General features: G+C 67.8%; 23 protein-coding genes. 13 read left to right on the plus strand and 10 right to left on the minus strand.

The window, feature by feature from the left end:
* Positions 1-221: 221 nt before the first annotated feature.
* Complete coding sequence (locus LXE91_RS19015) at positions 222-521, minus strand: YXWGXW repeat-containing protein (protein WP_039350935.1); 300 nt, start codon at positions 519-521, stop codon at positions 222-224.
* A gap of 324 nt (positions 522-845) precedes the next feature.
* On the opposite strand from LXE91_RS19015, the gene LXE91_RS19020 reads away from it, so the two are divergent.
* The 3 genes from LXE91_RS19020 to yddG all read left to right on the plus strand — a co-directional run bounded on the left by LXE91_RS19020 (position 846) and on the right by yddG (position 4067).
* On the plus strand, positions 846-2531 hold the full coding sequence (locus tag LXE91_RS19020) for a purple acid phosphatase family protein (RefSeq protein ID WP_039350936.1): 1686 nt from the start codon (positions 846-848) through the stop codon (positions 2529-2531).
* Positions 2532-2627: 96 nt separating this feature from the next.
* Entirely contained in the window at positions 2628-2915 is a 288-nt protein-coding gene (locus tag LXE91_RS19025) for a hypothetical protein (RefSeq protein WP_039350939.1), read from the plus strand.
* Between the two features lie 207 nt (positions 2916-3122).
* Positions 3123-4067: an aromatic amino acid DMT transporter YddG gene (gene yddG / locus LXE91_RS19030; protein WP_063779161.1), complete on the plus strand. Its 945-nt coding sequence runs from the start codon at positions 3123-3125 to the stop codon at positions 4065-4067.
* Positions 4068-4137: 70 nt separating this feature from the next.
* Here yddG and LXE91_RS19035 read toward each other — a convergent pair whose 3' ends face one another.
* Positions 4138-4767, minus strand: a complete 630-nt coding sequence (locus LXE91_RS19035) for a LysE family translocator (RefSeq protein ID WP_039351261.1) — start codon at positions 4765-4767, stop codon at positions 4138-4140.
* A gap of 123 nt (positions 4768-4890) precedes the next feature.
* Positions 4891-5787 carry a LysR family transcriptional regulator gene (locus tag LXE91_RS19040; RefSeq protein ID WP_039350946.1) on the minus strand — a complete coding sequence of 299 codons (897 nt, stop codon included), beginning with the start codon at positions 5785-5787 and terminating at the stop codon, positions 4891-4893.
* A gap of 114 nt (positions 5788-5901) precedes the next feature.
* Here LXE91_RS19040 and LXE91_RS19045 point away from each other — a divergent pair, with 114 nt between their 5' ends.
* Positions 5902-7011, plus strand: a complete 1110-nt coding sequence (locus tag LXE91_RS19045) for a sulfite exporter TauE/SafE family protein (protein ID WP_321199836.1) — start codon at positions 5902-5904, stop codon at positions 7009-7011.
* 318 nt (positions 7012-7329) lie between these two features.
* On the opposite strand, the gene LXE91_RS19050 is transcribed toward LXE91_RS19045, so the two are convergent.
* Complete coding sequence (locus LXE91_RS19050; protein ID WP_039350952.1) at positions 7330-8286, minus strand: LysR substrate-binding domain-containing protein; 957 nt, start codon at positions 8284-8286, stop codon at positions 7330-7332.
* Positions 8287-8389: 103 nt separating this feature from the next.
* On the opposite strand from LXE91_RS19050, the gene LXE91_RS19055 reads away from it, so the two are divergent.
* The 3 genes from LXE91_RS19055 to LXE91_RS19065 all read left to right on the plus strand — a co-directional run bounded on the left by LXE91_RS19055 (position 8390) and on the right by LXE91_RS19065 (position 10603).
* Positions 8390-9715, plus strand: a complete 1326-nt coding sequence (locus LXE91_RS19055; protein ID WP_039350954.1) for a D-serine ammonia-lyase — start codon at positions 8390-8392, stop codon at positions 9713-9715.
* Between the two features lie 52 nt (positions 9716-9767).
* Entirely contained in the window at positions 9768-10022 is a 255-nt protein-coding gene (locus LXE91_RS19060; protein WP_027791787.1) for a hypothetical protein, read from the plus strand.
* A 281-nt stretch (positions 10023-10303) separates the two neighbouring features.
* Entirely contained in the window at positions 10304-10603 is a 300-nt protein-coding gene (locus tag LXE91_RS19065) for a DUF4148 domain-containing protein (RefSeq protein ID WP_039350959.1), read from the plus strand.
* A gap of 102 nt (positions 10604-10705) precedes the next feature.
* Here the strand turns inward: LXE91_RS19065 and LXE91_RS19070 are convergent, their stop codons facing one another.
* On the minus strand, positions 10706-12496 hold the full coding sequence (locus LXE91_RS19070; RefSeq protein ID WP_039350963.1) for a GGDEF domain-containing protein: 1791 nt from the start codon (positions 12494-12496) through the stop codon (positions 10706-10708).
* Positions 12493-13626, minus strand: coding sequence for an ABC transporter substrate-binding protein (locus tag LXE91_RS19075; RefSeq protein ID WP_039350967.1), 1134 nt, complete (start codon positions 13624-13626; stop codon positions 12493-12495). Before LXE91_RS19075 ends, LXE91_RS19070 begins: the two co-directional genes overlap by 4 nt.
* 274 nt (positions 13627-13900) lie before the next feature.
* On the opposite strand from LXE91_RS19075, the gene LXE91_RS19080 reads away from it, so the two are divergent.
* The 4 genes from LXE91_RS19080 to LXE91_RS19095 all read left to right on the plus strand — a co-directional run bounded on the left by LXE91_RS19080 (position 13901) and on the right by LXE91_RS19095 (position 18236).
* A complete protein-coding gene (locus LXE91_RS19080; RefSeq protein WP_039350971.1) occupies positions 13901-15334 on the plus strand; it encodes an aminotransferase-like domain-containing protein in 1434 nt (477 codons plus the stop codon).
* Positions 15335-15426: 92 nt separating this feature from the next.
* Positions 15427-15822 (plus strand): hypothetical protein, encoded by a 396-nt coding sequence (locus LXE91_RS19085; protein ID WP_039350974.1) that lies wholly within the window; start codon positions 15427-15429, stop codon positions 15820-15822.
* Between the two features lie 27 nt (positions 15823-15849).
* Positions 15850-17808 (plus strand): nitrite/sulfite reductase, encoded by a 1959-nt coding sequence (locus LXE91_RS19090; RefSeq protein ID WP_371295956.1) that lies wholly within the window; start codon positions 15850-15852, stop codon positions 17806-17808.
* Positions 17805-18236 carry a DUF934 domain-containing protein gene (locus tag LXE91_RS19095; protein WP_039350979.1) on the plus strand — a complete coding sequence of 144 codons (432 nt, stop codon included), beginning with the start codon at positions 17805-17807 and terminating at the stop codon, positions 18234-18236. The genes LXE91_RS19090 and LXE91_RS19095 overlap by 4 nt, the downstream gene beginning before the upstream one ends.
* Before the next feature lie 78 nt (positions 18237-18314).
* Here LXE91_RS19095 and LXE91_RS19100 read toward each other — a convergent pair whose 3' ends face one another.
* From LXE91_RS19100 to LXE91_RS19115, 4 genes are all read right to left on the minus strand, one after another.
* Complete coding sequence (locus LXE91_RS19100; RefSeq protein WP_039350982.1) at positions 18315-19595, minus strand: virulence factor family protein; 1281 nt, start codon at positions 19593-19595, stop codon at positions 18315-18317.
* Entirely contained in the window at positions 19592-22186 is a 2595-nt protein-coding gene (gene mprF, locus LXE91_RS19105; RefSeq protein WP_039350985.1) for a bifunctional lysylphosphatidylglycerol flippase/synthetase MprF, read from the minus strand. Before mprF ends, LXE91_RS19100 begins: the two co-directional genes overlap by 4 nt.
* A 400-nt stretch (positions 22187-22586) precedes the next feature.
* On the minus strand, positions 22587-23021 hold the full coding sequence (locus tag LXE91_RS19110) for a hypothetical protein (RefSeq protein WP_039350988.1): 435 nt from the start codon (positions 23019-23021) through the stop codon (positions 22587-22589).
* Positions 23022-23101: 80 nt separating this feature from the next.
* Positions 23102-24016, minus strand: coding sequence for a LysR family transcriptional regulator (locus LXE91_RS19115; protein ID WP_039350991.1), 915 nt, complete (start codon positions 24014-24016; stop codon positions 23102-23104).
* A 106-nt stretch (positions 24017-24122) separates the two neighbouring features.
* On the opposite strand from LXE91_RS19115, the gene LXE91_RS19120 reads away from it, so the two are divergent.
* Both LXE91_RS19120 and LXE91_RS19125 read left to right on the plus strand, forming a co-directional pair.
* On the plus strand, positions 24123-24560 hold the full coding sequence (locus LXE91_RS19120) for a GlcG/HbpS family heme-binding protein (RefSeq protein WP_039350993.1): 438 nt from the start codon (positions 24123-24125) through the stop codon (positions 24558-24560).
* 4 nt (positions 24561-24564) lie between these two features.
* Positions 24565-25341 (plus strand): SDR family oxidoreductase, encoded by a 777-nt coding sequence (locus tag LXE91_RS19125; protein WP_039350996.1) that lies wholly within the window; start codon positions 24565-24567, stop codon positions 25339-25341.
* The last annotated feature ends 37 nt before the right edge of the window (positions 25342-25378 follow it).

The raw sequence follows: 25378 nt of genomic DNA on the forward strand, positions 1-25378 counted from the left end.
GCCGGCCGCCCGTTTGCGCGAGCGGCGGCCGGCGTGCTCAATATACGACGACCGGCGCGGGCCGGTAATACACCGGACGGGCCGGAACCACGACGCAGCCGGCCAGCACGATGGCTGCGGCCGCCAAGATCACGATGGTTCGAAAAGGCATGGCTTCGACTCATGATGTTGCACGAAGTAGCTGCCGCGCCGGCACCGTGTGCCGTGCGGCGGCATGCGCATCAGGCCCAGTGGCCGGGCACCCAGCGCCAGGCCGGCCCGCGCGCGGCCCAATGGCCGGGCACCCAGTGGTAGCCGACGCGCACCACCTGCCAGTGGCCCGGAATCCACACGTAGCGACCTTGCCGCCAGTGCCAGTGCCCCTGGTCCCACACGTAGCCCGCGCGCGGCGCCGGCAGCACTTCGACGCGCGGCGGCGGCGGCGCGTAAGGCGCGACGATCACGGCCTGCGCGAAGGCCGCGGACGCAGCCAGTGCGGCCACGCATGCCACGGTGAATCGCAATGGATGCGAAAGCTTCATGTAAGACTCCGAAGTAGCGGGTATCGACCGGAAGCGGCCGTTCATGCGTTAAACGGCGCGGGCGAATGGAATCCGTCGCGGTGTCCGCAAATAAATTTCGGCCGAGCCTGACGCGCGTCGGCGCTGGCCGGATGCCGCGATCCACGCGTTCGTGGCCTGAGCCAACGCTTGCGCGGGGTTGCCCTGCTGTCACAACCCGGCAAAACTGCCCTTCGACAATGTCTCGCACCGGGATCCCGCTCGTTTCCGGCTCTCGCACTGGTCACGCTCGCGCACGGCCAGGCGGTTCCACATCTCGCGTCTCCACCCACGAAAACACCGACCATGTCGAACCAGGACAACTCCCCGATCCAGCCGAACGAGCCGGCCGCGTCCGTCTCGCGTCGCGGCTTCCTGAAACTCGCCGGCGTCTCCGGCCTCGCCACCGCCGCCGGTGGCCTCGCGGCAGCCAGGGCCGCCGCGTCGAACCCGGACGGCACGCCCGAACAGGTCCACCTGACGTGGGGCAACGATCCAACGTCGGAAGTCGTGATCTCGTGGGCCTCGCTCGCGTCGGCCGTCAATCCGCGCGCGCGCATCGTCGCCGACGGCGAGCCGGCACGCACCGTGCACGGCGTCCAGCGCCTGTACACCGATGGCCTGAACGGCGAAACGGTATTCGCGTACCACGCACGCGTGCACGGGCTGAAGCCGAATACGCGCTACCGCTACGAGATCACGGCCGACAACGACAGCAACGCCGCGCAGCCGTTCTCCGCGAATTTCTCGACCGCGCCGCGCGGCCGCGCGCCGTTCCGCTTCACGAGCTACGGCGATCTCGCGACGCCGAACGGCGCGTGGGTGCTGTCGTCGCCGCAGAGCCGCTTCGCGGTGCAGGCAGTCGAGCAGTTCCAGCCGCTGTTCCACCTGCTGAACGGCGACCTCTGCTATGCGAACCTGAACCCCGCGCACCAGCCCGAGGTATGGCGCGATTTCGGCAACAACAACCAGACGTCGGCCGCCAACCGTCCGTGGATGCCGTGCCCGGGCAATCACGAGATCGAGTTCAACAACGGCCCGCAGGGGCTCGACTCGTATCTTGCGCGCTATACGCTGCCGGAGAACGGCACGCGCTTTCAGGGCCGCTGGTACAGCTTCCGCGTGAGCTCGGTGCTGTTCGTCTCGCTCGACGCGGACGATGTCGTGTACCAGGACGCCGCCGCGTTCGTCGGCGGCCCCGCACCGCTCGTGCCGGCCGCGAGCACCGGCCACCCGCCGATCGAGCCCGGCACGTCGTTCTACGTGCGCGGCTACAGTAACGGCGAGCAGACGCGCTGGCTCGAACACACACTGCGCCACGCCGCGCATGACGACGATATCGACTGGATCGTCGTGCAGATGCACCAGGACGCGCTCAGCTCGTCGAAGACGGGCAACGGTTCCGACAAGGGCATTCGCGAAGCATGGCTGCCGCTGTTCGACCGCTACGGCGTCGACCTCGTGCTGTGCGGCCACGATCACGACTACGAGCGCAGCTACCCGGTGCGCGGCTGCAATCACCGCGCGGGCGTCGATGCGACGACCGGCGAAGTCGTCGAGACGCTGCAGCCGCGTCCGGTCGGCTCGAACGACCCGGACCGCACGAAGTTCGACACGAGCCACGGCACGATCCACCTGATCCTCGGCGGCGGCGGCACCAGCGCGCCGCTCGACGTGTACGGCGAGAACCCGGCGACCGGCTTTGCGCGCGCGAAGGTGTTCACGAAGCCGAACCGGCCGGTGCCGGGCACGGCGCCGAATACGTTCGTGCGCGCGCCGGCCGATGCGCTCGAGGATGCGATCTGGTCCGCGCGCCGCGATACGGGCACCGGTTACGGGATCGCGGTGTTCGACCACGACCCGGGCAAGCCGGGCGGTCACACGACGATCACGATGCGCTACTACCACGCGCCGGGCGCCGACCAGCACCCGACCGCCGACTACGAGCTGTTCGAGACGATCGAACTGAGCAAGAAGCGCAACGAACGGTGACCGTCAGGCGCCCGTTGCGACGGGCGCCTGACGTCGTGCCGTTGCGGGACGGTGCGCGATGCCACGCGTTAAACTGCACGCGTCGCCCACCGGCCCATGAAGATGAGTTTCGAATACCGCATCCACACGACGCCGTCGGCCGACGCATTCGATGCCATCGCGAATGCGTTGCGACACGCGCACGACGACATCGACATCGATCCCGACCACCGACGGCTCGAAGTCCGTGGCGACGCCGGCAGCTGGCCGCTGATCGGCCTGTCGACCGACGAAGACGGTTTCTTCCTGGTCACGACGCTCGGGCCGACGCGAGACGCGATGCTCGACTCGATCGGCAACGCGTTGTCGGCAATCGGCGCGGCTTGGCGCATCGACGACGCGTGACCGGTTGCCGCGTGATGCCCATACTCCCGGATCGGCCGCAAGCGCCGGGCCGATCACCGCCAGCGCCGCTGCCCGATCTCCGTTACCCCGTTAAACTACGCGTTTGCGTGGGCAATGGCCGTCACGCATGCCGAATGCGCGCGTGGCTCATGCCGGCAGACCCGAATCACCTGAAGTCGAATTTGAATGTTGAAACAGGCAGGAAGCATGAAGCGCAAGAATAAGGCGACGCTCGCCGGGCTCGGCGCGGTGTTGTTGTGGGCCTCCGTGGTCGCCCTCGTTCGTGGCGTGAGCGAAAGCCTCGGCGCGACCGGCGGCGCCGCGATGATCTATACGGTCGCATCCGCGCTTCTGCTGTTCACGATCGGCTTCCCCGATCTCAGCAAATTCCCGAAACAGTACCTGCTCTGGGGCGGGCTGCTGTTCGTCTCGTACGAGCTGTGCCTGTCGCTGTCGATCGGCTATGCCAGCAACGGCCAGCAGGCGATCGAAGTCGCGATGGTCAACTATCTGTGGCCGAGCTTCACGCTGGTGGCGGCGATCGTGTTCAACAAGCAGCGCGCCAACCTGCTGGTCGTGCCCGGCGTCCTGTTGTCGATGCTCGGGATCTGCCGGGTGCTCGGCGGCGACCGCGGCCTCGACCCGGCCGGCATGCTGCACAACGTCGCGGACAATCCGCTGAGCTACGGCCTCGCGTTCGTCGGCGCACTGATCTGGGCCGGCTATTGCACGGTGACGGCGCGCCTCGCCGACGGCAAGAACGGCGTCACGCCGTTCTTCATGCTGGTGGCGCTGGCGCTCTGGATCAAGTTCGCGATCGAAGGCGGCGGCGGCATGACGTTCAGCCTGCATGCGGTCATCTATGTCGTGCTGGCGGCATCCGCGCTGGGGTTCGGCTATGCGGCCTGGAACACCGGCATCATGCACGGCAACGTGACGATTATCGTCGGCGCGTCGTACTTCACCCCGGTGCTCGCCGCCCTGCTCGCCGCGACGCTGCTGCATGCGCCGCTGTCGATCGAATTCTGGCAAGGCGCATCGATGGTTTGCGGCGGATCGATCCTGTGCTGGCTCGCGACGCGCAGCCGGCGCCGTGAAAAAGCCGCGCCCGTCCGGGTCGGCAACGAAGCGCAGGGCAACTGCCAGGGCTGACGACGCCGGGCGCTTGCGTTGCGATACCGCTTGAAACCCCGGCGATCCTGCATGCCGTCAATCACTCGCGCTAGCGCGACTCCAGTGCGATACGCACGGCCAGCCCGGCCAGCACCGTGCCCATCAACCAGCGCTGAGCCGACGCCCAGACTGGCCGCCCCGCCAGAAAGCCCGCGATGCCGCCTGCCATGCAGGCAATCAGCGCATTCACGCTGACGCTCACCGCGATTTGCACGCAGCCGAGCGCCAGCGATTGCGCGAGCACGCTGCCGTGCCCCGGCGAAATGAACTGCGGCAGCAGCGACAGATACATCACCGCGATCTTCGGATTCGCGAGGTTCGTGACGAAGCCCATCGTGAACAGCCTGGCACGGCTGTCGTGCGGCAGTTGCCTGATCTGGAACGCCGAGCGGCCGCCCGGCTTCAGCGCCTGCCACGCCAGGTACGCCAGATAAAGCGCCCCGGCAAAGCGCAACGCATCGTACGCATACGGCACGGCCATCACCAGCGCGGTGATGCCCAGCGCCGCGCACACCATGTAGAACACGAACCCCAGCGCGACGCCGCCGAGCGACACCAGCCCGGCACGGCGGCCCTGACAGATCGAACGCGATACCAAATAGATCATGTTCGGCCCGGGTGTCAGCACCATGCCGAGCGACACGAGTCCGAAAGCAAGCAAGGTGGGCAAGGCCGGCACGGCAATCTCCTTCGGGACGAAGCGGTCAGGGGCGAGTTCGAACAATGTATTGCATCTCGACGGTCATCGGCTTGAATAAACTTCAAGTCGCCCATGAACGCTGTTCATCGCCGAAGCGGCTCGTTACCGGGCCTTTCTCGCGCGCGTGTTGACCGCCTTCGCCGCCTTCGCGCGTTGCGCGTCGACGAGCCGCACGAACGCGTCCGCGATCGCGTTGCCGGCCGTATTCCACGACAACCGCACCGAGCGATGCAGCCTCGGCGACAACTCCAGCACGCGGCCGCCGAACGGCGTGTACGTGAGCGTGATGCGCGGCACGATCGACACGCCCATGCCGGCCTCCGCCATCGACAGGATGGTGCGCATCTCGACCACGTTGAACGCGGCCCGCAGCGGCGCGCCGCCGCGCGCGAAGTAATCCGCGATCACCGGCCCGCACCCTGCCTTCGAGAAGATGAACGGCGCCGTGGACAACTGCTTCGCCGACACGCGCTTGCGGCCGGCGAACATGCCTTCGGCCGCCACCGCGACGAAATCCTCGTCGAGCAGCGGCAGATTGTGGGCGAACGTCTTCGTGCCGGCCACCACGCCGACATCGGCCGTACCGTCGTCGACCCACCCTTCAACTTCGCTGTCCGTGCCTTCGAGCAGCACCGCCGACACGCCCTCGTGCATGTCCTTCAACGCCTCGAGCGCGGGCACGACGAACGCCAGCGACACGCTCGGCAACGACGCGACCACCAGCTTCCCTTCGAGCTTGCCGCGCGACAGGCTGAACTGCTGGCGCAACAGCTGCGCTTCCCGCACCACGTTCTGGACGTACGGCCACAGGCGTTCGCCCGCCGCCGTCAGGACGACCGGCTGCCGGTCGCGCCAGAGCAGCTTGACCTCCGTGAGCGCTTCCAGCTCGGTCAATGCATGACTGATCGCGGATTGACTGCGGCTCAACCGGTCGGCCGCCGCCGTGAGCGAACCGAGTTCGACCACGGCCGCCAGGGCCTGCAACTGGGCAAGCGTCATCGACACCTCCTTGTTCAACGATATGAATCCGGCACATGAGACGACAAACCGTCATGAATTATATTGAACCGCGGAAATGATCACGTCGACGCGCCCCATGACGCGCCAAGGCTCGTGCCGAATGCCCTTCGCAACGCTCAGGTAAGATGCAGCGTCGAACCGCCTGTCGATTGCCTGCGCCCCCGGCCGCACCACGGCGCGGCGCCAAGCGGTCGACTTCCGCTTCAAGCCGATCCGGAACAAATGCGTGCAAGACACACGCTTCCGCCACGTGCGCCATCGACAGCGCTCGCTGCCGGATATGCCGCGACATGCCATTCCATGATGCATTTCAATCTGACTGAAGGGGTGCTGGTCTCCAGCCTGCAGGGGCTCAGCGCGTTCGATCTGGCCGGCATCGCCATTGCGCTGCTGCTCGGCGGCATGGCCAAGGGGATCACCGGCATCGGCGTGCCGCTGATCGCGATGCCGATACTCAGCCAGTTCCTGCCGATCCGGCATGCGGTGCTGCTGCTGTCGATGCCGATCATCCTCGGCAACATCCCGCAGGCGCTGGAGGGCGGCCAGCTGCTGGCGACGGCACGCAAGATCGCCGCGCCGATCGCGGGCACCGTGATCGGCAATATCGTCGGCGTGGCGATCCTGCTGTCGCTCAATCCGGGGCATGCGCAGGCGGCGTCCGGCGCGCTGCTGATCGTTGCCGCGGCGCTGATGCTCGCCGCGCCGAAACTCAGCCTGCCGGACGCCTGGCAGAAGCCCGTCGGCTTCGCGCTCGGCTTCGGCGCGGCGCTGATGGAAAGCATCGCGTCGGTTCCCGGCCCGCTGCTCGCCACCTACCTGATTTCGTCCGGCGCGACCGGGCGCGTCTTCACGAAGCAGATCGCGATCATCCTCGTGGTGTCGGTCGTCACGCTGATCACGACGTTCAGCGGCGCCGCGCACGCGAGCGGCGCCGACCTCGCGATCTCGGCGGCGGCGAGCCTGCCGGCCATTGCCGGCATGTGGCTCGTCCGCCCGCTGCGGGACAAGATGTCGCCCCGCCTCTTCAGGAGGGTCGTGCTGCTGGTCGTGCTCGTCGCGGCGTCGCAGATGATCTGGAAATCGGGTGTGTTCCGGCACGGCGGATCGCACGTGACCCGGATGAACAACGCGCACGCGGGAAATATCCAGCAGATGGCGCAAAGCCATCGATCGCGCATGCGTTCTGAAAGCTGCGAAGCGTAGTATTCGCGGACCCGGCGTATCGCCCCGCCCGACGGGCCGAACGATACGTCACCGACGTTGCTGCTCGCTCGCTGATGCCCGCATCGGCGCTGCCACGCTTTCAGAGGCATGACATGGAAACCTACGTATTGCTCGGCTGCGGATTAGGCCTCGGCCTGTTGATCGCCGTCTGGGGCATCTGGCAACTCAAGTAACGCTTGCACGCCCCGTCCACGCGCAAGCCATCCGTAGGGAGACGGACGGGAAAATGTAGTTTGCATCCGCGTTCGTCACCCGACTACTTCGCACTCCGATTCAGCTATCCAGCAGCAGCATCAGCTACCCGAGTCCGCTTCCATTCGAAAGCAAACGTGAACGCGCAGCATCGAAGCGCGTGCACTCGGCCTTGAGCCAATTCGAAAACGCCTCGGTACGCGGATCGTCGGGATGGCGTGACAACAGCACGTAGCGCGCCGGCGCACGCACGTGCGTGCCGAAGACATCCACGAGCCGCCCGCTCGCAATCTCGTCATGCACGAGCGCGGCACGCCCCATCGCGACACCCTGATGGTTCAGCGCGGCCGTGATCGCCAGGCTGGAGAAGTTGAACTGCGGGCCGTCAAGGTGCGCAGTCCACGCCGGACGGACTTCCTCGAGCCACGTGCGCCACTCCACGAACTCGGGCGCGCCGCCCCACGGCGCGGCGTCGTGCAGCAGGACGACGCCGTCCAGCGATTCGCCGCGGGCAAAAGCCGGATGCTGCGCCAGATACGCCGGCGTGGCGACCGGAAACAGGATTTCGTCGAGGATGGCCTCGGCATGCAGCCGATCGTATTGCACCGGGTCGTAGCGCACGGCCACATCGATGTCGTCGGCGTCCATGGCCTGACGATCCAGCACCTGGAACTCGGCCTTCACGCGAACCGGCACGTCCGGCTGTTGCCGGTGAAATTCGGACAGGCGCGGCATCAACCACTGCAGCGCGAGCGACGGCAGGCAGCTGACCTGCAGCGGTGCATCCGGCATGCCGAGCGCCTGAAGCGTGCGATTGATGTCGACGAACGCGCTCGACATCGTCCCGAGCAGGATCCCGCCCTTCTCGGTCAGCTTCAGCCCGCGCGCCTGGCGCACGAACAGCGGATAGCCGAGCCGGTCCTCCAGGTTCCTGATCTGCTGGCTCACGGCGCTTTGCGTCAGGTTGAACGCCTGTGCCGTCTTCGTGAAGCTCAGCAACCGGCCGGCCGTTTCAAAGCAGAGCAACGCACCCAGGATCGAACCGTCGAGTCGCATAGATATCAGTCAGGCTAATGGATTCATTAGAAATCGGCGCTTTCGCGCAGGCTTCCCGGATCGTAGCATTTCGGCCATATCTCTCGTTTATCCAGCGCAGGACCGATCCATGACCATCACGCTCCAACCCGCCGATCTATTAGCCAGACTGCAATCCCGTCACCCGCTGCTGTGGCTGAATCCCCATGCCGGCAGCCCGTTGCCGCACGACGCGCCGGGGCTCGGTGCCATTGCGATGGCCGAAGCGCGGCTGGCGCGCTGCGAACCGCTGATGGCCGAACTGTTTCCCGAACTCGCGGCGAGCGCGGGAAAAATCGAATCGCCGCTGATGCCGGCAGACACGCTGCAGCGCATGCTGTCGCGCCCGGCAGACGCACACGGCGCGTGGTTCATCAAGCGCGACGACGCGCTGCCGATCGCCGGTTCGATCAAGGCGCGCGGCGGCTTTCATGAGGTGCTCGCGCTCGCGGAGTCGATCGCGATCGAGCACGCGTTGCTCGACCCCGCGGGCGACCGGCGGATCCTCGCATCGGCCGCCGCGCGCGAGCTGTTTGCCGCGCATACCGCCATCGTCGGCAGCACCGGCAATCTCGGCCTGAGCATCGGCGTGATGGCCGCCGCGCTGGGGTTCGAATCGGTCGTGCACATGTCGACCGACGCGAAGCCGTGGAAGAAGGCGCGCCTGAGAAAGCGCGGCGTTCGCGTGATCGAGCATGACGGCGACTATGCGCAAGCCGTCGCGGCCGGGCGCGCGCAGGCACGCGATCAGCCGCGCAGCCACTTCGTCGACGACGAAGGCTCGCTGACGCTGTTCCTGGGCTACGCAGCCGGCGCCCGCCATCTCGCCGCGCAGCTCGCCGAGGCGGGCCGCCGCGTGGACGCGACGCATCCGCTCTTCGTTCATGTCCCGTGTGGCGTCGGCGGCGCACCGGGCGGCATCGCGTATGGCCTCAAGGCACTGTTCGGCGAGCACGTGCATTGCTTCTTTGCCGAGCCCGTCGCGTCGCCGTGCATGCTGGTCCAGCTGGCCGCCGGCCCCGGGAAGCCCGTGTCCGTCTACGACGTGGGGCTCGACAACCGGACCGAGGCCGACGGCCTCGCCGTCGCACAGGCATCGCACCTCGTCAGCCCGCTGATGGCGTCGCTGCTGTCGGGCGTGTTCACCGTCAGCGACACGCAGCTCTACGCCCAGTTGCTCGCGGTTCAGCGCGCGACGGGCGTGGAACTCGAACCGTCGGCCGCCGCTGCAATCGGCGGCCCCGGATGGCTGACGGCGTCCCCGGCCGGCCGCGACTACGTGCATCGCCACGCGATCGACCTGCGCCGGTCGACGCACGTCATCTGGGCGACCGGCGGCTCGCTCGTGCCGCCGGAAGAGCACCGACGCTTCCAGTCGCATGCGCAAGCGCTCGCCGGTGCCGCAGCCAGCACGTGACGCATCGGGGCAACGCTCAGCCCCGCTTCCGAAGACGCGTTAGACTGTCCCGATGGAACAATGCCGTTATTGCCAGAGAATCCGCGATGAATGGGATTGCCACGGTGACGAATGCCGCCGGGCAATCGCCAAGGCGCTGCGCCGGCAGCGCGCGGGCCTGCCCATGGTGCCCGATCGCATCCGCAACGAACTGCCGTCCGGCGCGCCGACCCAGCAGGTCATCGCCGTGCTGTCGCGCCAGCGCCTGCGCGCGCGCCGCGGCAACGAGGAACGCCGGGAGCGCAAGGAAATCGACGACGACGTCTGATCCGGCCGCGTCGCAGTTCGTCGACCGCCTCTCGCCCGCGCCGTCGCCGCCGCACGCCCGCGCGGGCGTGCCGTCCGCGCCATGCGCATCCGCCTCCTCTCCCTTGCAAATCCGGCAACGTCGATTAGGGACGGAAGGCATTTATCTCGATATTATTGTCCGGACCGCAACGATCTTTCGCCAAAACTCACGTTTACCCTAGGTCGACCGGCGCCTACGATGTAATCAACCGCTTACGACATGGTGTCGAACGCGGAAAGCCAAAAACATCGGAGGTCATCATGAAATCGCTCGTTTCCGCAGTCGTTGCCGCTGTCGCCCTGTCCGCCTCGTTCGGCGCCTTCGCCCAAAGCACCGTGACCCGCGCTCAAGTGCGCAATGAACTGGTCCAGCTCGAAAGCGCCGGCTACAAGCCGAGCCAGTCGAGCCCGTATTACCCGGCCGACATCCAGGCCGCGCAAGCTCGCGTGCAGGGTGCCGACAACAGCGGCTACGGTGCGCAACCGGCCGCGACCGTCCAGGGTGGCGCACCGGCCGTCAAGGTGCAAAACCCGCGCGACTCGGTCTACTTCGGCCACTAAGCAAGCCTGCCGCTGCGCGCTTTCGCGCGCAGTCCGCATCCGCCACGAGCCCGTCTTGCGACGGGCTCGTGGCGTTTGCAACGCACGGATCGGCGGCGGCCGTTACCGGCCGCCGCTCGACGCAACCCGGCCGGCCGCCTCGTCCGTCCCGCTGCCGGCGCCACTCCCGTTGCCGAGCAGTTCCTGATAGCGCACGAACGCACGCTGCGCGGACGCCTTCGCCGCGTACATCGCCGCATCGGCCTTGACGAGCAGTTCCTCGGCCGACGCGCCGTCAGCCGGAAACTCGCTGACGCCGATACTCGCACCGACCGCCACGCGCCGGTCGCCGAACTCCAGTTCCTCGTCCATCACGAGCTGGATGCGCGACGCGACCTCGCCGATCACCGCCGGTGAGCGCACGTCCGTCACCAGCACGATGAATTCGTCGCCACCGAGCCGCGCGACCATGTCGCCGCGACGCAGCACGAGGCTCAGCCGCTTGGCGACCGCGACGAGTGCGCGGTCGCCGGCCGAGTGTCCGTGCTGGTCGTTGATCTGCTTGAAGCGGTCGAGGTCGACGAACATCACGGCCAGCCCTTCGTGCATCGCGGCCGCACGCCGGATCGCGGCATCGAGACGCTCCATGAACAGCAGGCGATTCGGCAGCTCGGTCAGCGCATCGTGTCCGGCAAGGTGCGTGAGTTCCAGCTGCTTCGCTCGCAACATCGCGACCTGCGTGCGGATCTCGACACGCATGCTGTCGAAACAGCGCGCGAGCACGCCGATCTCGTCGGCACGCCCGACCGGCAACCGCTCGGTGGCCGGATCGTCGAACACGTGCGTCGCGGCGCGCGCGAGCGTCTGCAGCGGCCGCGTGATCGCTCGCGCGAACAGGATCGCGAGGATCACCGCCATCAAGCTCGACACGAGCACCATCCGGACGATCCGCTCGCCGAGCACGCCCGCCGGCGACAACACATCCGCCAGCGGGCGCCCCATTCCGAGCACGACGAAGCGATTGCCCTCGTCGTGTCCGAACGGCGTGCGCACGAACGCGAACATCTGCCCCGGTGCCGCGGCGGGGTCGGCCAGCCCATTGAGGGTAACGTTCGTGCGCGCGCTGTCGAACAGCGCACGCGTGACGGCGAAGCGGTCCTGCATCAATACACGCCGGCCGCGATCGAAGCCGAACGTCTGCGCCGGATCGGGATGCACGAGGAAATCGCCCCACTCGTTCGCGAGGTACACCGCGTAGTCGTCCGGCAGATCGCGTTCGAGCCGCTCGAACACGCGCGACAGCTCGACGTCGACAACGAGCGCCCCAACCGTCTGGCCCGACGCATCGACGACCGGCGTGCCCACTCGCAGGATCGGCAGCCCTTCGGCCGCGTGCGACCCCGTCTCGTGGTTGATCACGATCGGCGACAGGTAGATGTGGCCGGGCGCCGTCGCCAGCGTATCGAATACATAGGAAAACTGACCTTTCTCCTGGAACGCGCTGTCCGGCAGCACCACGATGCCATGCGCATCGCGATCGACGCGGATGCGTTCGAGCCCGAAATCCCCGCGCGCGATCAGGCGGATCTGCAGGTACTCCGGGTGATTTCTCATGAAGCTGTAGAACACCTGCTCGAGCCGCGCGCGTGGCGCGCCATCCCGGTTGTCGCCGCTCGAGACCCGTGCACACGACGGCAACTGCGCGAGCACGAGCGCATCGTCCGAGACGTCGGACAGCGCCGTGGTGAAGCGCTGCCCGAGCAGTTGCGTCGACATCAGCAGGCTGTGCTGCGCCTCCTGCACCAGCATCGTGCGATTCGCGCGATACGCGTAATAACCGGTCGTGCCGGACGCGATCACGCCGATGCAGGCGAACAGCACCGACAGTTTCGACGTGAGCCCGAGCCGGATCATTTTCCGAACCGCTCCGGCCGGTCGCCCGACACGATGCGGTTCCATAGCGATTCGCGCCGCGCGATGTCCTCGACGGGCTGGAGCCAGACGAGATGCTGGTGCCCGGTGCCGAGGCCCGGCGGTGGTACGAGCGTGTTCGCGAGGCCCTGGCGTTCGGTCAGCAGCGCACCGATCGCCGGTTCGAGCATGTAATTGATCCACGCGAACGCGAGCTCCGGATGTTGCGCACCGCGCGTGACGGCCCAGCAGTCGAGCCACGCGAGCGCGCCCTCATCCGGGATCACGTAGCCGACGTCCGCGCCGGCACGTCGCAGCAGCTCGATCTGTTGCGTGCCGTAGTTGCCGAACATCAGCGCCGCGCGATGCCGGACGAATAACGCGGTCGCCTCTTCGGGGAGCGTGTAGTACGTCAGCAGGTTGCGGCGCAGGTCGATCAGCTTGTGCGTGACGGCGAGCGTCTGCGCGGGCGACAGGTGGAACGGATCGGGATAGCCGAGCATCAGCGCCGTGAACGAAAAATTGTGCTGCGCGCTGTTGAAGTCGAGCACCTTGCCGCGGTAGCGCGGATTCCACAGCTCCCGCATCGAGCGCGGCGCGGCCGGCACCTGCTTGCGGTCGTAGATCAGCCCCATCGACGAATACGTGAACGGAATCGCATACGCGGCGCCCGCTTCGACGAGCCCGTCGATCGCCGCGAGTTGCTGGAAGTTCGGCAACTGCCGCCGCCGGTTCGGAATGCGCGACAGGTCGATCGGCGCAAGCAGGCGTTCGTGCGCATAGCGCTGGATCTCGGCCGTATTCGCGGCCAGTACGTCGTACGGCGGTGGCGCCGCGCTGCGCATGCGCGTCCACAGTGCTTCGTCGGAGTCGACGAACGTCACTTCGACGCGCGCGTGAAATTGCGCCTCGAACGCACTGACGACATCGTCGTCCGCATAGCCGGGCCATGCGAGCACACGCAGCACGTTGTCGTTGACGGTTTCGGGAGAAGCGGCGAACGCGGGGGGAAGCACCGAGGCAAGTAAGCCCGCCGTCAAAATGACAAGCAGCCGGCGCACGGCGATACGTACGCGTGTACGTGCGCCGATTCCCCTGATCAATTGGACCCCGTGTGAATCGCCCCGCTGCATTCGACTGTCCTTTTTCGAGTCGATGCGATATCCCGCAACGAGACCACAAAACCTGTGGTCGCGCAATCGGAAGAAGCCGTACAAGGGGGCGTGCGCGCCGGCCCTCACCGTCGTATGACGGTAGCGTTACGCCAGCTTGTTTCCTCTGACGGAACGCGCGTCAGCGCCGCGCCTGCGCTTTCCTTTTCGGGCCGCGCATCGGACAATGAGCCGCGCCCGCCAGCGCGGCGCCACTCCGGCCCGCGCGCGGCGACGGCGCGCGCCACCCTCGCCGATGAAACGCTACGAAACCCTCGCCCACACGATCGCCGACGACATCCGCAACGGCAACCTCGCCGTCGGCACGCGCCTGCCGTCGCTGCGGCAGATCATCGCGCAGCACGGCGTGAGCCAGTCGACGGTGTTTCGTGCGTACTACCTGCTCGAGCAGTGGGGGCTGATCCGCGCGCGCGAACGCTCGGGCTACTACGTCGCGCCGGGCGCCACGCCGGCGGCAAGCCCGGCCGCCAGGCGCCGGGCAAGCCGTGCCGGCGCGACGCGCAAGGTCGACATCAGCAGCCTCGTGTTCTCCGTCCTCGACGCGGCCACGCAACCCGGCATCGTGCCGCTCGGCTCCGCGTTCCCGTCGCCGCAACTGTTTCCGCTGCCGCGTCTCGCGAAATCGCTCGCGCAGGCCACGCGGCTCGTCAGCCCGTGGAGCACGGTCGTCGACCTGCCGCCCGGCAACGAGGCGCTGCGCCAGCAGATCGCGCGGCGCTATCTCGCGACGGGCATCTCGCAGCCGATCGACGAGATCGTCGTCACGAACGGCGCGCTCGAAGCGCTGAACCTGTGCCTGATGGCCGTCACGCGGCCCGGCGACGTCGTAGCCGTCGAAGCGCCCGGGTTCTATGCGGCGCTGCAGGCGATCGAGCGGCTCGACCTGCGCGCGGTCGAGATTCCCGTCGATCCGCGCACGGGCCTCGATCTCGACGCGCTCGCGAACGCGCTCGACCGGCACGACATCCGCGCGTGCTGGTTCATGACCAACTTCCAGAATCCGACCGGAGTCACGCTGTCCGCCGAGAAAAAGCGCGCGCTCGTCGAGTTGCTCGCCGCGCGCGACGTGCCGCTGATCGAGGACGACGTGTACGGCGAGCTGCACTTCGGCCCCGACTATCCGCTGCCCGCGCGTGCGTTCGATCGGCACGGCCTCGTGATGCATTGCAGCTCGTTCTCGAAGACGCTCGCGCCCGGCTACCGGATCGGCTGGGCCGCCGCCGGCCGGTTCGCGGAGAAGGTGCAGCGGCTCAAGCTGATGACGACGCTGTCGGCCAGCATTCCCGCGCAGGTCGGTATCGCGAACTATCTCGAGCACGGCGGTTACGATCGGCACCTGCGCAAGCTGCGCGGTGCGCTGCACACGCAGCTCGACCGGATGGACGACGCGCTGCGACGCTGGTTGCCGGCCGGCGTCGAGTGGGTGCGACCCGAAGGCGGCTACTTTCTGTGGCTCGCGTTTCCCGACGCGATCGACGCGATGGAGCTGCATCGCCAGGCAATCGCACGCGGGATCAGCTTCGCGCCGGGGCCGCTGTTTTCGGCCGCGCATGGCTTCGAACGTTGCGTGCGCGTGAACTTCGGCCATCCGTGGAGCCGCGACATCGAGCGCGCGATCCGCGTGCTCGGCGAGCTCGTCGCGCAGCCTGCCGTGCGCAAGGGCGGTTGAATCTCGCCCGGTGCGCACCGCCTGCGTCACGGTGATGCGCGCAATCCGCACGCGGGTTACAGTGCTGATCCCGCCGCCCTTCACGATTTCCGATGAGTCAACTGCCCTACCTCGAACACGACGCGCTGTTGAAACTGACCGCTGAAGCCGCGCACATCACGCAGTCGTGCATCTGCACGAAAACGCCGCTCGCCGGATGGACGACCCTGCCGCTGTCGCTGCAGGACGCGCAACTGACCGAAATCGCCACGCTCGCGCCGCCCGACGAGACGGAGCCGACCTACGCCGAATATCACCCGGCCGGCACACGCTACGCGTCGGACGACGCACCGATCGCACTGCGCCATTTCCCGTACAACCGCTGCACCGTCAACCGCTGCCGCTCCTGCGGCCGCCTGTTCCTGCGCTACCAGGAAGGTGGCGGCTACTTCATCGACCAGCGCATCCGCGCGCTCGATCCGGCGCTCGTCGTCGACGCGCCCGCATAAACGCCCGCCACGGGCATGCACGCACGCATGCCCGGCCCGCGCCGGCGTCACGCCGGCCATCTGCTGCGCCCTTTTCGTCCCCATCTGCTGCTTGCCCCGCCCCGTCGCGTTCCCTACGCTGTCTTCGGTTGCCTGACACCCGTCGCAACGTCTGTCCCGAGCCGCGCGCTCCGCGCCACGGTTCCTCTCGCGTATCACGTCATGTATCGATATACCGTTTTCGACCGGGCGCTCGTGCACAGCCGCGCCGCCCAGTTTCGCGACCAGCTCGAACGCTGGCAGCACGGCACGCTGAGCGAAGACGCGTTCCGGCCGCTGCGCCTGCAGAACGGCTGGTACGTGCAGCGCCACGCGCCGATGCTGCGCGTGGCCGTCCCGTACGGCGAACTGTCGAGTGCGCAGCTGCGCGTGCTCGCGCGGATCGCGCGCGACTACGACGTGCCCGACGAGGCCACCTACCGCGCCGCATCCGACGCGCAGGCCTTGCTCGGCACGCTGCGCCTGCCGACCCGCAGCGCGCACTTCACGACACGCACCAACGTGCAGTTCAACTGGATTCCGCTCGACAAGGCCGCCGACGTGATGGACCTGCTCGCGACCGTCGACATGCACGGCATCCAGACGAGCGGCAACTGCATCCGCAATATCTCGTGCGACGAGCGCGCCGGCGTCGCGCCGGACGAGATCGCCGATCCGCGCCCGTTCGCCGAAGTGATGCGCCAGTGGACCACGCTGCACCCCGAGTTCGCATTCCTGCCGCGCAAGTTCAAGATCGCGATCACCGGCGCGACCGAAGATCGTGCCGCGACCGACTGGCACGACGTCGGGCTCAAGCTCGTGCACAACGACGCCGGCGAACTCGGTTTTCGCGTGAGCGTCGGCGGCGGGATGGGCCGCACGCCGATGATCGCGACGCTGCTGCGTGCGTTCCTGCCGTGGCAGCACGTGATGAACTACATCGAGGCGATCGTCCGCGTGTACAACCGCTACGGGCGGCGCGACAACAAGTACAAGGCGCGCATCAAGATCCTCGTGAAGACCGAGGGGCAGCGCTACATCGACGACGTCGAGGAAGAGTTCCGCCAGATCGTCGATCACGACGGCGGGCTGCACACGATTGCCCAGGTCGAGTTCGACCGCGTCGCCGCATCGTTCGTCCCGCCACGGCTCGAGCCGCGCACGGTCAGCCTGCGCGACGCGAACCTGCGCGTGTCCGCCCAGGCGGCACGCCATCCGGCCTTCGCACGCTGGCTCGCACGCAATGTCGCCGACCACCGCGACCCGGCGCTGCGCATCGTCACGCTGTCGTTCAAGCGCCGCCTGCAGGCACCGGGCGACGCGTCGCCCGACCAGCTCGACGCGCTCGCCGATCTCGCCGACCAGTTCTCGGCCGGCGAGGCGCGCGTCACGCACACGCAGAACGTCGTGCTGCCATGGGTGCATGTCGACGACCTGTTCCCGCTGTGGGAAAACGCGCGTGCGATCGGCCTCGCCAGCGCGAACGTCGGACTCCTGACGGACATGATCGCGTGCCCAGGCGGCGACTTCTGCGCGCTCGCGAATGCACGCTCGATCCCGATCGCCGATGCGATCGCCGAGCGCTTCCAGGATCTCGACATGCTGCACGACGTCGGCGACATCGACCTGCACATCAGCGGCTGCATCAACTCGTGCGGCCATCATCACAGCGGCCACCTCGGCATCCTCGGCGTCGACAAGGACGGCGCCGAGTGGTATCAGGTCACGCTCGGCGGATCGGACGGCTCGACCGCGAGCGGCCCCACACGGCCGGGCAAGGTGATCGGCCCGTCGTTTTCGGCGGACGAGATCGTCGATGTCGTCGATGCGATCGTCAACGCGTATCTCGACGCGCGCATCGATGACGACGGCCGCAGCGAACGATTCATCGATACCGTCCGCCGCATCGGCACGGAACCGTTCAAGGCTGCCGCGAACGACGCGCGCCATCAGGTGGAGCAAGCATGAAGCACGCGCATCCGACCGCACGCATCCGGCTGCTGACGCCGGCCGAACACGCCGGCGACTCGCAGCGGCACAGCGACGCGACGCTGACGATCGGCAACGACGAGGAACTGCCGCCGCTCGCCGAACACATCGCGCGGGCTGCGCGCATCGACCTGGCGTTTCCGTCATTCACCGATGGGCGTGCGTACAGCCAGGCGTACCTGCTGCGCAAGCGCTACGACTTCGCCGGCGACCTGCGCGCGACCGGCGAGGTGCTGGTCGACCAGCTGCTGCTGATGGAGCGCACGGGGTTCTCGAGCGCGGTGCTCGGCGACGGCACCGATGTCGCGGCCGCGCGGCGCCAGCTCGACCGGTTTCCCGGCTTCTACCAGCACGATGCACGCACGGCGATGCGTCAGCCGAACGCGGCGACGCCCGCCGGAAAATGAAACGGGCGGCCCGCAGGCCGCCCGTACGATGAACCGGATGCTGCCGGCCGGCGCCCGCCGCAACGCGGGCGCCGGCGTTCAGCGCGCCGCGACCGGCTTGCCGAACGCGCCGAGGATCTTCTTCTCGAGCGCGATGTAGTCGCGGCCGAAGTGGTGATCGCCCTGCGTCTTGATCACGTCGGCGCCCGTGTTCACGAGTGCCGGACACATCGTGTCCTTCTCTTCCGCGCCATAGAAACACTGCACGAGCTGCGGCGGCACCTTCGCGATTTCCGGCGCGACCTTCAGCGCCTTGTCGCTTGCGGGCATGCCGAGCCAGCCCGTCACGCGGATCTGGAAATCGGCGGCCGGCGCGAAGCCGAGCAGCGACATCACGGCGACCTTGTCGCGCAAATCGGCCGGCAGCCGGTTGTACGCGAACGGCATCACGTCGGCACCGAACGAGTAGCCGACCAGCGCGACGCGATTCGCATGCCAGCGCGCCATGTAGGTGCGCATCACCCGCGCGAGATCGCGGCTCACCTGCGCCGGCGGCTTCTCGCTCCAGAAATAGCGCAGGCTGTCGATGCCGACCACCGATACGCCGTCGCGCTGCAGCGCCTCGGCGATCGTCTTGTCGAGATCGCGCCAGCCGCCGTCACCCGAGATCACGATCGCGAGCTGGCCGTTGCCGCCCTTGGCCGGCAGCTCGACGAGCGGCAGGTCCGACACGTCGAGTTCGTCGCCGCTGGTGGTGTCCCGCAGATGCGACGTGACGAGCGACACGAGCTTCGTGGAATCGCCCGTGGCCGCCGTTTCGACGAAGCCCGGCATCGCGCGGCGCACGATCGTCGGATCCGGCGGGCACGGCTTGAAGCGCGGATCGAGCTTGGCAGCCGGATCGACCGAGACGACACCAGCGATCGTGTTCTCCGGCGCCATCGACAGGATCTGCTTCGCGATCGCGCCGCCCTGGCCCACGCCCGCGACGATCGGCGTGAAATAGCGCGACGACTGTGCAAGGCGTTCGAGCTGGTGGCTGACCGCTTCGGCGTCGCCGTCGAGGTGGTGACAGGCCTCCTGCTTCGCGGCGAGATTCATCGCATAACGCTCCGAATCGACACCGACCGTCATCGCACCGGCCTTCGCGAGCGCGTCGGCGGCCTGCTGGTCGGCCGCATTCCAGCCGGCCTCGCGCGAGAACAGCACGACGAAGCCGCGCAGCGGCCCGCTGGGTTTGGTAACGGTCACGGGCCCGTAGCGGCCGCCCGATACGGTTTCGGCCTTCACTGCGACTGGTTGCGTGGCGCACGCGGCGCCGGCCAGCATCATTCCCGCGCAGGCGGCTGCCGCCCGCGCGATTCCCTTCTTCAACATCATGAACGCCGACCTCCAGCCAGCAATGACAGATCCGCCAGCGTGACGAACACGCCGACCGTGCCCGAGGCCGCGAGGTAACGCGGCTCCCAGTGCGGTTCGAACTTGCTCTTGAATGCGCGCAAGCCGCGGAAGTTGTAGAAGCGGCCGCCGAAGCGCCAGACCATCAGGCCGATCCGGTGCAACGGCGACGGCATCTTCGCCGCCCCCATCCCCGAGAACGGTGCGATACCCAGGCTCAGCTTGCGGAAGCCCGCTTCCTTCAGATGCAGCGCGAGCTGCGTAAACAGATATTCCATCGCGTACGGCGATGCCTCCGGCAGATGGCGCATCACACCGACCGTCGCCTCGGTGTTGAGGTCGGTCGTCATGAACGTGACGAACGCGATCGGCTTGTCGGCCTGCCGCACCAGCATCACCGACTGCGTCGCCAGATAGCCTTCGTGGAACGCGGCGACCGAGAAGCTCTTCTCGCGCGCGTCGCGGCTGTCGAGCCAGCCGTCCGAGATGTCGCGCAGCGCCGGCAGCGCGGCCGGCACGTCGCTCGGCGCGATCACTTCGACCGTCAGCGCGTCCTTGTCGCCGCGGCGCAGCGCGTAGCGCAGGTGCGACCGGTTCGAACCCTTCAGGTCGAAGCGGTCGAGCGCGATATGCGCTTCCTCGCCGAGCTTCATCAGCGTGAGCCCCGCGTCGAGATACAGCGGCAGCGCGTTCGCGCGCACCTGGTAGAACGCCGCACGGCCGCTATGCGCGTGCGCGAGCGCGATGAACTTGCTGATCAGCGCCGGCCACTCCTCGCGCGGCCCGACCGGGTCGTGCAGCGCGGCCCACGTGCGACCGTTCTTCGCATACATCAGGAAGGCCCGGCGGGACTCCGAGAACAGGAACGACTTGTCGCCCATCAGCGCGAGGCCCGCATCGCTGCATTCCTGCGCGCGGATGATCCGTTCGGCATCCGACAGATCCTGCTCCGCGGGCTTCACGAAACGGCCGGGTGCCGGGCGCAGCAGCTGCCAGAGCGCGAACAGCGCGACGAACACGCCAGCGGCGAGCGTCGCGCGCAGCGCCCGCGGCGCACGCGCGTCGAACGAGAAATGCGACCACAGCTCGCGCGTGTACGGCACGTCGCGGAACGCGAAGAACAGCACCCACACGGCCAGCATCAGCACCATCGCCACCGACACGAACCAGCTCACCGTGAAGCGCTCCGCCAGCAGCGACGAATGGCGGTTGAAGCGGCGACGGCTGACGAGCAGCAGCACCAGCAGCGTGCCGAGCACGCCGGCCTCGACGAACGCGAGGCCTTTCGCCAGCGACAGCGCGAGGCTGGCGAGCGTCAGCGCGAAGGTCATCCACCATGCACCGTCGAGGCGGCGCAGCAACCCGCGCGCGACGAACAGCAGCGCGACGCCAAGCACGCTGCAGATCACCTGCGAGCCTTCGAGCACCCACAGCGGCACGAGGTGGCGCAGGATCGCGATCCGGTGCCAGAACGCGGGCGTCGCGCTCGAGATCACCAGCATCCCGCCGACCGCGAACGTCACGAGGCTCAGGAACACCGGCGCGAGCTGCGATACGCGCACGGCCTGCCGCGTCACGAGCCGGCGCCGCAGCGCGCGGCCCTCGAAACCGGCCAGCAGGCCGGCCGACAGCACGAGCGGCACGCCGAAATAGATCGCGCGATATGCGATCAGCGCGGCCACCATCGCGTGCGGCGGCACTTCGCGGCCAAGCGTGAAGACCATCGCGGCTTCGAACACGCCGATCCCACCCGGCGTATGGCCGATCATCCCGAGCAGCAACGCGGCGGCGTAAACAGTAATGAAGGTCGGGAAGCCGACCGGCGCGGCCGGCAGCAGCACCCACAGCGTGAGGCCCGCCGCGACGACGTCGAGCACTGCATAGACCACCTGCGCGACGAGATCGCGCCGTGCCGGCACGTCGAACGACAGCCACTTGAAGCGCGTGACGACCGGGCGCGCGGTATTGCCGCACATCACGACCATCGCGGCCAGCACCACGAGCAGCGCGGCGCCGGTCCACGTGAGCACGCCGGGCGCGACATGCAGCATCGCGGCGAGCGCCTCCGGCACGCAGACCATGCCGATCGCCGTCATCCACACCATCGCGAGCGCCAGCGTGCCGCTCGTGAACACCGTCATCCGGCCGATCTGCGCGGGCGTGACGCCCGACACGCCGTACACGCGTGCGCGCACCGCGCCGCCCGTCAGCGCGCCGAAGCCGGTCGCGTTACCGAGCGCGGACCCGGCGATCGCGCCGATCCACAGCGCGACGCGCGGCACTCTCGCGGCGACATAGCGCAGGCCGACCGCGTCGCGGGCGACGAGCGCGAGATAGCTGAGGGCCGTCGCGGCCAGCGAAGCGCCCCACTCCCCGGCGGACATGTGACGCAGTTGGCGGATTACCGACCGGTAGTCGACGGATTCCGACAGGTGCTGGAAAACCACGATCAGCAGCAGGCCGATGCCGAGCGCAAGCAGCGGCGACAGCACGCGCTCGTTGCGGATCAGCGCCCGGGCACGGGCGATCACCGCCGCGGCACGACCAGGCGAACCAGAGTGGCGGGAAGACATAAGTTGTTCAGTGGTGGTGCATAGCGTGTCGCGGCGCGGGTTGGCCGGGCGGCGACGTATCTGTGGTTGTTCTGCGTGGGCGGCCGGCCGAAGACGGGCTCGGAGGCGCCTGGGTCAGAACTTACGAGTATACGGAATTTATATTACAGAATCTTTCACGTCGGCTTTGTGCGTATTTGTGGTATCTCGTCCATCAAAAACGCATAAAGAGACAAGGCGTCCTGCAACGCAAGGTGCGCATCATACCGGGAACCGGGATGGTTTTTTCATCTGATGAATGACTTCCGATGCATTTGGGAAAAAATCGCCGGGCGCGCCCGCGCGGACAGGGACAAATACGCAACGCCGCGCGGCTTTCCGGGACGGGAGGCGCCGATCTCAGGCAGGCACCCGCTTTCCGTCACTTCGCCCGCTCATGCTCCCCCAACCCGATCGCCTTGTAGTCGTACGTCGGATAGAACTCCGTCCGGTACGCGCCCCACGCCGTATCCTCGAGCACGCGATTGACCTCGCGCAGCCGCGACGCCGGCAGCCGCAGCACGACGATCTGCCCGATTCCCATCGTCACGGTCCAGCTCACGACTTCGACGCCCGGCGGCGGAAACGCCTTGTAGAACCCCTGCTTCGCGAGTTGCGCATTCAGCTCGGCGAGCGGGCGCGACTGGTCGTGCTTGAGGAAAACAGTCAGCAGCACCGCATTGTCGGGCGTCGCGGCAGCCGCGCCCGCCGGCACCGTCGACGTCTGGCCGACGGCCGGGGCGCTGCAGATCGCAGCACCGGCCAACACTGCAGCAATGGCAAAGGTTCGAATCGGGAAATCCGGGCGTGCCTTCATGACGCAACTCCATGGCTTCGTGGCTGGAGCCGCCATCATGCGCCGCCGGCCCCAATGCTGCAGCCGGCAGGCCGCTGCGCCTACGCGTCGCCCGCGCCTTCGCGCTCGCGCAGCACGTCGATGAACGCGCGCAGCTTGGCCGGCACGTGCTTGCGATTGACGTAGTACAGCCACATCGGCGGGAGCCTGCGACACGCGCCCGGCAGCACCTCGACGAGCGTGCCGTCGTGCAAGTCCTGCTCGATCCGCTCGCGCATGAACGCGAACGCGATGCCGACGCCCGCACGCGCCGCATCGATCACCCCGTCGGCATCGTTCGTCACGAACACGCCGTCCGGATCGAGATCGACGTCGCGCTGCCCGTCGCGCAACAGCCATTTGTGCAGGCGTCCGCTCTCCGAGAACCGGAATCGGATGCACGCATGCCGCTCGAGCTCGGCAATCGACGCCGGCGCGCCATACCGCGCCAGATAGCCGGGCGACGCCACCAGCGCGCACGTCAGCGCCGGCGCGATCCGCACGCCGATCATGCCCGGCTGCAACCGGTCGGCCAGGCGAATCCCCGCATCGAACCCGTCCTTCGCGATATCGACCAGCTCGTTTTCGTAGCGGATCTCGAGTCGGACTTTCGGATAGCGTTCGCGGAACGTCGCGAGCACCGGCGCGATCACGAGCGCTCGCGCCAGCGGCAGCGCGGTCACGCGCAACAACCCGTTCGGCTCGCTGCGCGCATCCTTCAGTTCGTCGCGAGCCTGCATGACCTGCCGGTACGCGGGCTCCGTCTGCCGCCAGTAGCGCTGGCCGGCTTCCGTGAGGCTCACGCCGCGCGTGCTGCGGTTGAACAGCTTCACGTTCAGCTCGCCTTCGAGCTGGCCGATCGCCAGGCTGACGGCGGCCGGCGTCAGGCCGAGGGCAGCCGCGGCGCGCGTGAAGTTGCCGGCCGTCGCGACGGTCATGAACACGTGCAGCCCGGCCATCGGATCGCGTCTGCTCATCGTCTGCCCATCATTAAAAAAACTTGAAACTCCTTCGAGCGGAATGCGGATTCTCCCATATACCGCCACCGCCTACACTGGCGCTGTCGTCCCACCGGAGCCTCGCATGAACCCGCTCACCGCCGCACTGCCGCTCGCCGTCGCCCGCCGCACGATCGACGCGGCGCTGGCGCATGCCGCATCGCTGCAGGTCGCCGGCATCGCCGTCGCAATCGTCGATGCCGGCGCGAACCTGCTCGCGTTCGCGCGCACCGACGACTGCTTTCTCGGTGCGATCGATCTCGCGCAACGCAAGGCGCTGACGGCGATCCGCTTCCGCGCCTCGACCGGCGCACTCGGTGCGATGTCGGGCGACGGTCCGCTGCGCGGCATCGAGCACAGCCACGGCGGGCTCGTCACGTTCGGCGGCGGCGAACCGCTCGTCGACGGCGACGGGCGATGCGTCGGCGCGATCGGCATCTCGGGCGGCAGTGTCGACGAAGACACCGCGATCGCGCAGCACTGCCGCGACCGCTTTCCGGCAACGTTCCACTCCACAAGGTAAGCACATGGCACAGAAACGCATCCTCATCACCGGCGCGGGCACCGGCTTCGGCCGCGAAGTCGCGTTGCGCCTCGCCGAACGCGGTCACGACGTGACGGCCGGCGTGCGCGTCATCGCCGAAATCGACGCACTGACGGCCGCCGCCAAGCAGCGCGGCACCGCGCTGCGCGCGATCAAGCTCGACGTGACGTCACCACATGACCGCGCCCGCGCGGCCGAACTCGGCATCGACGTGCTCGTGAACAACGCGGGCGTGGGCGAAGCCGGCGCGCTCGTCGACCTGCCGGTCGAGATCGTGCGCGAACTGTTCGACGTGAACGTGTTCGGGCCGCTCGAACTCACCCAGCAGATCGCGCGCGGCATGCTCGCGCGCGGGCACGGCAAGATCGTGTTCGTGTCGTCGATCGCGGGCCTGATCACGGGGCCGTTCACCGGCGCCTATTGCGCGTCGAAGCACGCGGTCGAATCAGTGGCCGAGGCGATGCACGCGGAACTCGCGCCGCACGGGATCAAGGTCGCGGTCGTCAACCCCGGCCCGTACAGCACGGGCTTCAACGACCGGATGATGGAAACGACGCGACGCTGGCGCGATCCGGCCGTGCATACCGTGACGCCCGAGCGGCTGACGTTCCCGCTCGAACAGCACGACCCGGAGGAAATGATCGCGAAGATGGTCGACGTGATCGACAGCGGCGGCGGCGCATTCCGCAATGTGCTGCCGGCATCGTCGGAAGCGTTCGTGCGCGCCGAACAGGCGCACGCGTGGGAGCGGCGGCAGTAACGAGCCGGGCGGCAGGCACCGGATGACGGGCCGCCGC

The organism is Burkholderia contaminans (genome assembly GCF_029633825.1).
Lineage (GTDB): Bacteria > Pseudomonadota > Gammaproteobacteria > Burkholderiales > Burkholderiaceae > Burkholderia > Burkholderia contaminans.

Excerpts from the sequence above, each read along its gene's own strand:
- LXE91_RS19025 (WP_039350939.1), top strand. The coding sequence starts at position 2,628 with ATGAAGATGAGTTTCGAATACCGCATCCACACGACGCCGTCGGCCGAC.
- LXE91_RS19065 (WP_039350959.1), top strand. The coding sequence starts at position 10,304 with ATGAAATCGCTCGTTTCCGCAGTCGTTGCCGCTGTCGCCCTGTCCGCC.
- LXE91_RS19020 (WP_039350936.1), top strand. The coding sequence starts at position 846 with ATGTCGAACCAGGACAACTCCCCGATCCAGCCGAACGAGCCGGCCGCG.
- LXE91_RS19085 (WP_039350974.1), top strand. The coding sequence starts at position 15,427 with ATGAGTCAACTGCCCTACCTCGAACACGACGCGCTGTTGAAACTGACC.
- LXE91_RS19110 (WP_039350988.1), bottom strand. The coding sequence starts at position 23,021 with ATGAAGGCACGCCCGGATTTCCCGATTCGAACCTTTGCCATTGCTGCA.
- LXE91_RS19125 (WP_039350996.1), top strand. The coding sequence starts at position 24,565 with ATGGCACAGAAACGCATCCTCATCACCGGCGCGGGCACCGGCTTCGGC.
- mprF (WP_039350985.1), bottom strand. The coding sequence starts at position 22,186 with ATGTCTTCCCGCCACTCTGGTTCGCCTGGTCGTGCCGCGGCGGTGATC.
- LXE91_RS19120 (WP_039350993.1), top strand. The coding sequence starts at position 24,123 with ATGAACCCGCTCACCGCCGCACTGCCGCTCGCCGTCGCCCGCCGCACG.
- LXE91_RS19060 (WP_027791787.1), top strand. The coding sequence starts at position 9,768 with ATGGAACAATGCCGTTATTGCCAGAGAATCCGCGATGAATGGGATTGC.
- LXE91_RS19080 (WP_039350971.1), top strand. The coding sequence starts at position 13,901 with ATGAAACGCTACGAAACCCTCGCCCACACGATCGCCGACGACATCCGC.
- yddG (WP_063779161.1), top strand. The coding sequence starts at position 3,123 with ATGAAGCGCAAGAATAAGGCGACGCTCGCCGGGCTCGGCGCGGTGTTG.
- LXE91_RS19115 (WP_039350991.1), bottom strand. The coding sequence starts at position 24,016 with ATGAGCAGACGCGATCCGATGGCCGGGCTGCACGTGTTCATGACCGTC.
- LXE91_RS19090 (WP_371295956.1), top strand. The coding sequence starts at position 15,850 with ATGCCCGGCCCGCGCCGGCGTCACGCCGGCCATCTGCTGCGCCCTTTT.
- LXE91_RS19015 (WP_039350935.1), bottom strand. The coding sequence starts at position 521 with ATGAAGCTTTCGCATCCATTGCGATTCACCGTGGCATGCGTGGCCGCA.
- LXE91_RS19100 (WP_039350982.1), bottom strand. The coding sequence starts at position 19,595 with ATGATGTTGAAGAAGGGAATCGCGCGGGCGGCAGCCGCCTGCGCGGGA.
- LXE91_RS19070 (WP_039350963.1), bottom strand. The coding sequence starts at position 12,496 with ATGATCCGGCTCGGGCTCACGTCGAAACTGTCGGTGCTGTTCGCCTGC.
- LXE91_RS19075 (WP_039350967.1), bottom strand. The coding sequence starts at position 13,626 with ATGCAGCGGGGCGATTCACACGGGGTCCAATTGATCAGGGGAATCGGC.
- LXE91_RS19095 (WP_039350979.1), top strand. The coding sequence starts at position 17,805 with ATGAAGCACGCGCATCCGACCGCACGCATCCGGCTGCTGACGCCGGCC.
- LXE91_RS19055 (WP_039350954.1), top strand. The coding sequence starts at position 8,390 with ATGACCATCACGCTCCAACCCGCCGATCTATTAGCCAGACTGCAATCC.
- LXE91_RS19040 (WP_039350946.1), bottom strand. The coding sequence starts at position 5,787 with ATGACGCTTGCCCAGTTGCAGGCCCTGGCGGCCGTGGTCGAACTCGGT.